We start from the raw sequence: 8,408 nt of genomic DNA on the forward strand, positions 1-8,408 counted from the left end.
CAACGTGCCGACCCCGTCCGGCTTCGGGGTCGCCGAGGCGCACACTCCCAGCCGGCGCCGCGGCCGACCGGTCCGGTTCCGCGCTCATGCCGACGTGGAGCCGTACCCGTACCGGAACTCGTCACCGGAACCGCAGGCGGCGAGCCCGAACGCCCGGAGCGACTTGTTCTTTTCGGTCCGCTGGTCGAACGCCAGGAAGTTCTCGTACGCGGGCTCCGGCAGGTACCGCCGCATGTCCGTGGCGAGCCGGGTGATGGTGGTGCCCAGGGTCGTGGCGCTGTGGTGGACCGTCGCCAGCACGAAGAGGCTGTTGCGCGGCTCGTCCAGCGTCCGCTCCGCCATCCCCATCCCGACGATGCCGCGGTAGAGCGGGACCGTCGAGTCGGTTCGCACGGCCATCGTCGCCATCCGCTGGCCGAAGACGCAGAGCACGCCCGCCGCGCGCGGTCGGACCGCGTCCAGGATTTCCTGCCGCGCGGCGGCCGTCGCGTCGAGGTACCCGACCACGACCGACTCCACGAGGTCGTCCAACTCGTGCGGCAGCTTGATCCCGATGTACCCGTTGAACCGGCGGTCCAGCAGGTGCCTCACCGTGGCCACGAGCCCTCCTCGGCGGCAGGGGATTCCGAGTTGGTCAGGTCGGTGTGCCAACTGCCCGACATGTGCCCGGCCTCGTGGGAGGCGATGTTGCCGACCGCCCGCCCGAGGAACGCGATCCGGTCGCTCTCCGGCCCCACGTAGGTGTTGAGCGTCCACACCGGACCCGCCGGCGCGCTCAGGTCGTCCAGCAGCACCAGCGCGGTCTCCTCCCGGCCGAAGTTGCCCGCGTCGATGGACTGGGCGATGCCGATGGTGGGGATCCCCGTCTCCGCGACGGTGCCGCCGACGACGACCCGGCTGACGTTCGGCTGCCCCCACGGGCCGGCGTGGTCGCGGCTGTTGAGGATCTGCACCGCGAACCGCGGGTTGAGGCCGCGTGCGGCCAGGTCGCCGCCGCTCCGGCCACTGCTGATCAGCAGCTCGTACGGACCCTCGCTCAGCACGCCCTCGCCGGTGCCCGGCGTGCGCGGGTCGCGGGGCAGGCCGAACGGGTCGGAGCCGACCATCAGGTCCCGGCCCGGCGGGATCGCCGTCGTGACGGCGGAGTCGGTGGACCCGCCCACGTCGCCGTTGACCGCCCACAGGCCGCCGTCGGCGTCCCACAGCGCGAGCAGCGGGTCCAGCTCGCCGGTCGGGGTGGAGGTCCGCGCGGTGATCGTCCGGCCGGCCGCGCCCGGGCCGAGCCGGCAGAAGTCGAAGTCGCCCGTGCCGTCGCCGGCGCTGCCGTGGGGGCCGTCGCCGATCGTCCCGCCGGTGCGGACCGACGGCCGGCCGGCGTCCAGGCCCAGGTCGCCCGCCAGGCCGAGCGCGTCGTCGGGCTCGGCGGACGGCGGCCGCGTCGGCACCGTGTCGTCGGGCAGGATGTCGCCGATCGGCGCGATCTTCGAGGTGGCGTTGCGGCCGGTGCCGAAGCCGGCGATGTGCTCGGCCGTCGCCGGGCTGTCGTTGGCCCCGCGCACCCCAGGTGGCTCCTGCTCCCGGTACGGCACGGCCGCGCGGGCGTCGGCCCGTCGGCCCCGGGCCCACGCCGTCGCCGCCCGGTCGCGGGCGACCCGGGCCCAGTCGGTGCCGGCCCGGTTCGACGGGAACATCAGCAGCGGGTCCGGTTGCATCACCGGGACGGCGGACGGTGGCGCCGCGGCGGCGGTCTGCCCACCTAACGGCGGCGCGACGACGACCCCCACCGCCAACACTGAACGCGATTCCATGGTTCCCCCTCGTGTTAGGGGAACCAGCAAACCGTTCGGCCGGGTGCGGGGTCCGGTGTTCGGCTCAGGTTGGTCCGTTCACGCGGGCGGGTGAGGCGGTTCGGGCGCGGCCGCGGCCACCGCCCGGTCGGCCCGAGGCCGCACGGACGCCAGCGCGTCGTCGAGCGAGGGGACCACGTTCAGCAGCGGGGCGACGGACGTCACCTGGATCGGCCGGAGCACGGCGCGACGGGTCGCCACGACCGCGAACGCGTCGACCCGGCGGCGGAACTCCAGCAGCAGCGACAGGCCGGCCGAGCTGAAGAACACCACGTCGGTCAGGTCCACGACGAGGGCGGACGACGCGGGGCCGGACAGCGCCGACCCGAGGGCGGCACGGACCTCGGGCACCGTGTCCAGGTCCAGCTCGCCCGACACGGAGACGACGGCGACTTCACCGTTCCGGGTGACGCGCACGTCGAGGATCGGTGAAGGCTGCCCCGTCGGCTGGGTCACGACGACTCCCCGGTGCGCTGTGTTGTCACGACAGTTCTACCAGCCCGACGTTACGGGCCGTGACGCGCAGTCGCACCCCTGCCGGTCAGCGGCGTCCCAGCCGCCGGACGGCCTCCACGATCTCGCTGTTCGGCACGCCCTTGACCAGGTGCTCGCCGACCCCGGTCAACACGGCGCCGTCGAGCGCCGCCGGGTCGGCGTGGGCGGACAGCAGGAGGATGCCGGTGCCCGGCGACCGGAGCTTGATCTCGCGGGCGGCACGGCCACCACCGCCGCCGGGCATGCGGACGTCGAGCACGACGACGGCCGGCGCGTGGCGCTCGACCAGCGCGATCGCCTCGTCCGCGTCCCGGGCGACGGCGACGACCCGCAGGTCGGGTTCGGCGTCGAGCAGCTCGCGCAGCGCGTCGCGGATCAACGGGTCGTCGTCGGAGATCACCACGCTCAGCTCGGTCACTCCTCGCCACCGTTCGCCGTCGGGATCCAGAACCGCACCACCGCCCCTCCGCGCGGGTCCTCGCCCACCGACCACCAGCCGCCGGCGGTCTCGGCCCGCTCACGCATCTCGACCAGGCCGAAGTGGTCCGACGGCGGGCCGGCCCCGGCGTCGCCGCCCACACCGCCGCCCACGCCCACGCCGTCGTCCGTGACCTCCACCAGCGTGCCGCCGTCCACCGAGGTCAACGACACGTCCACGGTGGAGGCGCGGGCGTGCTTGCGGATGTTGGTGAGCGCTTCCTGGCAGATGCGGAAGATCGTGATCGCGGACTCGGCGGGCGGCTCCCGGTCCAGCGAGTGCCGCAGCCGGTAGGTGATGCCCGCGGAGCCCGCGAGGTCGGCCAGGTAGTGGTCCAACGCCTCCACCAGGCTGTGCCGGTCCAGTTCCGGCGGCCGCAGCCGGACCACGAGGTTGCGCAGCCGTGCGATGGACGCCCGCACCGCCTCGTCCAGCCGGCGCACGACCGCGGCCTCCTCCTCCGGCAGGCGGTTGGCGAGCAGTTGCAGCCGCATGCCGACGGCCACCATGGACTGGATCGAGTCGTCGTGCACGTCCCAGGCGATGCGCCGCCGTTCCAACTCCTGGGCCTCCACGAGGTGGCCGACGAGCCTGCGCTGCTCGCTCAGGGTCTGCTCGACGCGCCGCTGCTCGGTCATGTCGCGGGTGACCTTGGCGAAACCGCGCAGGCCGCCGTCCTGGTCGAACAGGGCGGTGATGACGACGTTGGCCCAGAAGCGGGTGCCGTCCTTGCGCAGCCGCCAGCCCTCGTCCTCGAACCGGCCCACGTCCACGGCCACGTCCAGCTCGCGCCACGGCTTGCGCGTCACCAGGTCCTCGGGCGGGTAGAACACGGAGAAGTGCTCGCCCAGGATCTCCTCGGTGGTGTAGCCCTTGATCCGCTCCGCGCCCGCGTTCCAGCTCACCACCCGGCCGCTCGGGTCCAGCATGAAGATGGCGTAGTCCAGCACTCCCTGGACCAGCAGCCGGAACCGCTCCTCGCCGGCCCGCACTTTCTCCTCGGCCAGCATCCGGTCGGTCATGTCGCGGGTGACCTTGGCGAAGCCGCGCAGGCCGCCGTCCTGGTCGAACAGGGCGGTGATGACGACGTTGGCCCAGAAGCGGGTGCCGTCCTTGCGCAGCCGCCAGCCCTCGTCCTCGAACCGGCCGACCTCCGCGGCGACCTCCAGCTCGTACCAGGGCTTGCGGGCCGCGAGGTCCTCGGGCGGGTAGAACCGGGAGAAGTGCTCGCCCACGATCTCGTCGGCCGACCAGCCCTTGATCCGCTCCGCGCCGGGGTTCCAGCTCACGATCCGGCCCGTCGGGTCCAGCATGAAGATCGCGTAGTCGACCACGCTGTCCACGAGCAGGCGGTACGCGTCCGCCGCCGGTGGTGCGACGTCGCGGTCGGCGGGGTGGTCGGCGGCCATGGGGCCACTGTGCACCACGGGCTGAAGGGGTGCCACGAACGGGCGCTCCGGCGTCAGGCGGTGCCCGGCGCGGCGTCGGCGACCATCTCGCACCAGACGACCTTGCCGTCGTGCTCCGGCCGTGCGCCCCAGGCCGCGGTCAACCGCTGGACGAGCTGCAACCCCCACCCGCCGACGGTGGCCGACCGCTGCGGCCGCGGCATCACGGGACTGCCGTCCCGGACCTCGATGCGCAGCCGGCGCGCGTCGCCGCCCAGCCGGATGACCGGGATGGTGGCGGTGTGCCGCAGGGCGTTCGAGACCAGTTCGGAGACGACCAGGACGGCGTCGCCGTGGTCGCCCCGGTAGCCGAGGTCGGCGAGGGTCTTGCGGGCGAAGTCGCGGGCCAGACCGGCCGCGCCCCGGTCGATCGGCGCGCTGAACTCCACGAGGGGGCCCGACACCGATAGGTTCACGAGTGACACTGTGGGTCATCGGGCGGTCCGCGCCCAGACGCACCGTCACCGTCGCGTCTGGTGCAGGTGCACTAGGAGGTGGCTGCCGAACCGGGTGCGGCGTGCCCGCAGGTCGTGCGGGGCTCGGGCGGCTTGCGGTGCGGGCGGCGTTGGGCGCGCGGCACCGGACGGTCCGGTGCCGGTGGCCCGGCCGGTCCGGGTTCGCGCCCCGCGGACCCGCCTCCTAGTCGAGGAGGCCGTCGCGGCGGGCGATGGCCACCGCCTCCAGCTTCGACCGGGCCCCGAGCTTCTCCAGCACCCGCTGCACGTGGTTGCGCACGGTGTTGCGGGCGACGCCCATGCGCTCGCCGATCTCCTCCGTGCTCGCGCCCTCGGCCATGAGCAGCAGGGCCTGGCGTTCGCGGACGGTGAGCGACACGCCGCCGTTGCGGCCCCGGCCGGTGAGCTTGTCCAGCACGCCGCCGAGCAGCGCCCCGTCGAACACGACCTCGCCCGCCGCCACCCGCAGCACGGCGTCGGTCAGGTCCTCCAGGCGGGCCGACTTGAGCACCAGCCCGGCCGCGCCCGACTCGGCCGCGCGGGCCGCGACGGACACGCTCGCCTCGCCGGTCAGGACCAGCACGCGGGCGCCGAGCGCCTCGAACGCGGCGATCGAGTCCAGGCCGTCCCCGTCGGGCAGGCGGCGGTCCAGCAGCACCACCTCGGGCCGGTGCGCCCGGACCTCGGCCAACGCGGCGGCGAGCGACCCGACGGAGGCCACGACCTCGACCGCCGCCGAATCCGCCCACGCCAGCCTGATCGCCTCGGCGACCAGGTGGTGGTCCTCGACCAGGACCGCGCGAACGGGCCGGGAAGGGCTGGGTCGGTGCGCCATGGTGTGCTGGATCCTCATCAGTGGTCCGGGCACCCAGCGTAGTCCTCTCCGGCGGCGCCTCCGGGCGGGGAGCGGGACCGGTTCGGCCCGGTGCGGTCGTGCCCGGTCAGCCGCCTGCGGGCAGGTCCTCTGCGGACAGGTCCAGCGCGGACAGGTCCAGGGCGGCCAGGCGTGCCGGGTCGGCCGGCACGTCGATCGCCACGACCCGGCCGCCGCTGACCGTGAAGCCCATGATCGACGCGGGCGTGCCCCCGGGCGCGGTCAGGATGCCCATGCCGCCGTTGACCAGGACCAGCCGGCTGACCCCCTCGGGACGGCGGAACATCAGCGCACGGCGGGCGACGTTCGCCGCGCCGCGCACCACGGCCGCGGCGTCCGCGTTCCCCGCGCCGCCGTCCACGCGCAGCACCACGTCCGGGTCGAGCACCGCGAGCAGCGCCTCGAAGTCCCCGGCCCGGGCGGCGGCCGTGAAAGCCTCCACGACCTCCCGCTGGCGCGGCAGGTCGTCCGGCGCCGGTGCGCCGCTCCGGACCCGCCGGCGGGCGCGGCCGGCCAGTTGGCGGGTGGCCGCCGGGCTGCGGCCGATGATCGTGGCGATGTCGTCGAACGGCACCGCGAACAGGTCGTGCAGCACGAACGCCAGCCGCTCGGCCGGGTTCAGCGACTCCAGCACCACGAGCAGGGCCAGGCCGACGGACTCGGCCAGCACCGCCTCGTGCTCCGGGTCGCCGCCCTCGGCCGGGTCCACGACCGGGTCGGGCACGCGCACGTCCAGCGGGTCCTCGCGGCGGGACGCGCGGGAGCGCAGCATGTTTAGGCACACCCGGCCGACCACGGTGGTCAGCCACCCGGTCAGGTTGCCGACGTCGCCGGTGTCGGCGCGCTGCAGCCGCAGCCACGCCTCCTGCACCGCGTCGTCGGCCTCGGTCATCGAGCCGAGCATCCGGTAGGCGACCGCCCTGAGGTGGGCGCGGTCGGCCTCGAAGCGGGCGGCGAGGTAGTCGCTGTCGGTCACTGTCACATCCTCCGCGTGGGATCCGTCAGGGGGTTGACGGAGCAAGCGAGCACGATGTGACAGGAGCGACGACGAACGTGCGAGCACGGGTGGACCACCCCGCCGTGACCCTGCCGGGCACGGCGCACCACGACCAGCGGCAGCTCTCGGCTGGTCGCCATCGCCACGGTGAACGTGTGGAACCGCCTCAACGCGTCCACCCGGCAGGTGGCGGTCGTCCAGGGCTGACGGCCCTGTTCGGGAATCCGCACCGTGACCGGAATTCACGCGAACGTGAGGTGTGCAGCCTACCCCGATCCGGGAACGGGTGGATCACCGCGCGGTAAGCGGGAGGTCGGGTGTCCCGATGCCTCCCATCGGGGAATCGAATCGATTGCCCACCGGAACCAACGTCCTTGACCCGTTCTCCGTAAAAAACGCCGTGGTGGCACGGTGGAGACGCGCTGTCAAGGTAGTGCACACCGATGGGTCAATAAGGCCGCTTATTCGCCCGAAAGGCGTTGTCGGGTGCATTTCTGGCACCATTTGGAATAGGGTTGTCCGGTCTTGTCGGACCCAGATCAATCCGCTTAGTGTCCCGCCTGCCCACCCGACGGCGGACTGGATGGAGAGGTGACATGGATCTGACTTTCGACGTCGAGGACCTGGTCCTGGACGAACTGGCCGTGACCACGATCGGCAACGCGGCGTTCGTGGACGGCGGCCCCGGGCCCGCGTCCTGCTCTTGCTGCAGCGTGGACCCGTCGCAGGTCTGATTCCACTTCGGTCGCGGTGACGCGGCGGTGTCACGGATCGGGGGCGTCGCTCGCGGCGTCCCCGATCCGGCTGCGGGAGGGAGCGCGAATGGCCGAAGTCCTCGCCACCGAGTTGGCGCCCTACGCGTTGGTGCGGGTGGCGGCGTTGCCGTATCCCGAGTCGCCGGCGGGTGCGGCGGGTTTTCGGGCGGCGATGGCGGCCGCGGTCGCCGCGGAGTCGCGTGTTCTGGGGTTGGCGGGGCGGGTGGCGGAGGCGTTGCACGGCAGTGCGGGTGGTCATTCGGCGGAGTTCCACCGTCGGGTGGTGTTGCCGTTGCGGCGGGATGTGCACAACGGTCGTTCGCCGCGTCCGGCGTTGGTGGCGGGGTTGGGTGACCTGCCGGTGCGGGTGCCGCTGCTGGCGCGGTGGTTGGCCGAACGTGCGGCGCTGGACGTGGCGATCGGGGCGGTGGCGGTGGCGTGGCCGGGCGCGTTGGCGGCCGAGCGCGCGGTGTTGGCGCGGTTGTGCGGCGAGGAGTCGGTGCGGTTGGCGGGGGTGGTGACCGGTGCCGATCTGTTGCACGGGCTGGGGCGGACGGCGGTGGCGGGTGGTGTGCCGGATCGTCGGGCGCGCAAGGTGGAGGCGACGGTGCTGCGGTATGCGTTGCGGGCCACGTCGAAGACCAGTCCGTTGTCGTGGTACACGCACGTGGGCTGGGGATCGTGGGGTGAGGGTTCGTGGCCCGAAGCGGAACCGGTGGCGCACACGGAGGTGAACCGGCTGTTGCTGGCGCGGTTGGTGGGCGCGTTCCGCGACCGACCGCACCGGCTCGCACCCGGCCTGCGCGAGCACGACGGCCGGCTGCGGTTCTCCCGCGACATCCCGGTCGTCCCCGGGCCCGACGCCCCGCCGTCACGGATCGACCTCACCCGCGAGGAGGAAGTGGACGTCGCGGCCACCGGTCCGCTGAGGTTCGTCGTCGCGCACGTCCGCGAGGCCGGCCCGGACGGCGTCGTGCCCGCCGCGCTGGTCGAAGCGCTGGCGGCCAGGCTCACCACGCCGGACCCGGACTCCGCCGCCCGTGCCTACGTCGACCGGAT

10 protein-coding genes are annotated in these 8,408 nt (G+C 73.6%); 2 read left to right on the plus strand and 8 right to left on the minus strand.

Annotation, left to right across the window (positions count from 1 at the left end):
• Positions 1-84: 84 nt before the first annotated feature.
• From ACWEFJ_RS38850 to sigJ, 8 genes are all read right to left on the minus strand, one after another.
• Positions 85-600: a hypothetical protein gene (locus ACWEFJ_RS38850; RefSeq protein WP_449716862.1), complete on the minus strand. Its 516-nt coding sequence runs from the start codon at positions 598-600 to the stop codon at positions 85-87.
• Positions 588-1,808: a hypothetical protein gene (locus tag ACWEFJ_RS38855; RefSeq protein WP_449716863.1), complete on the minus strand. Its 1,221-nt coding sequence runs from the start codon at positions 1,806-1,808 to the stop codon at positions 588-590. Before ACWEFJ_RS38855 ends, ACWEFJ_RS38850 begins: the two co-directional genes overlap by 13 nt.
• Positions 1,809-1,886: 78 nt before the next feature.
• Positions 1,887-2,303 (minus strand): anti-sigma factor antagonist, encoded by a 417-nt coding sequence (locus ACWEFJ_RS38860; protein ID WP_378087106.1) that lies wholly within the window; start codon positions 2,301-2,303, stop codon positions 1,887-1,889.
• 85 nt (positions 2,304-2,388) lie between these two features.
• On the minus strand, positions 2,389-2,760 hold the full coding sequence (locus ACWEFJ_RS38865) for a response regulator (RefSeq protein ID WP_449716864.1): 372 nt from the start codon (positions 2,758-2,760) through the stop codon (positions 2,389-2,391).
• Entirely contained in the window at positions 2,757-4,229 is a 1,473-nt protein-coding gene (locus tag ACWEFJ_RS38870; RefSeq protein ID WP_449716865.1) for a PAS domain-containing sensor histidine kinase, read from the minus strand. Before ACWEFJ_RS38870 ends, ACWEFJ_RS38865 begins: the two co-directional genes overlap by 4 nt.
• Before the next feature lie 53 nt (positions 4,230-4,282).
• Positions 4,283-4,684 (minus strand): ATP-binding protein, encoded by a 402-nt coding sequence (locus ACWEFJ_RS38875; RefSeq protein ID WP_378087100.1) that lies wholly within the window; start codon positions 4,682-4,684, stop codon positions 4,283-4,285.
• 223 nt (positions 4,685-4,907) lie between these two features.
• Complete coding sequence (locus tag ACWEFJ_RS38880; RefSeq protein ID WP_378087098.1) at positions 4,908-5,576, minus strand: response regulator transcription factor; 669 nt, start codon at positions 5,574-5,576, stop codon at positions 4,908-4,910.
• Between the two features lie 88 nt (positions 5,577-5,664).
• Positions 5,665-6,573 carry an RNA polymerase sigma factor SigJ gene (gene sigJ, locus ACWEFJ_RS38885; protein ID WP_449716866.1) on the minus strand — a complete coding sequence of 303 codons (909 nt, stop codon included), beginning with the start codon at positions 6,571-6,573 and terminating at the stop codon, positions 5,665-5,667.
• A gap of 617 nt (positions 6,574-7,190) precedes the next feature.
• Here sigJ and ACWEFJ_RS38890 point away from each other — a divergent pair.
• The gene (locus tag ACWEFJ_RS38890) at positions 7,191-7,328 is read left to right on the plus strand and encodes a hypothetical protein (RefSeq protein ID WP_378087094.1); all 138 of its coding nucleotides are present in this window, start codon (positions 7,191-7,193) and stop codon (positions 7,326-7,328) included.
• 88 nt (positions 7,329-7,416) lie between these two features.
• Positions 7,417-8,408, plus strand: a 992-nt coding sequence (locus tag ACWEFJ_RS38895; RefSeq protein ID WP_449716867.1) for a lantibiotic dehydratase, incomplete at its 3' end; no start/stop codon positions are given.

It is taken from the genome of Actinosynnema sp. NPDC004786 (genome assembly GCF_053601135.1).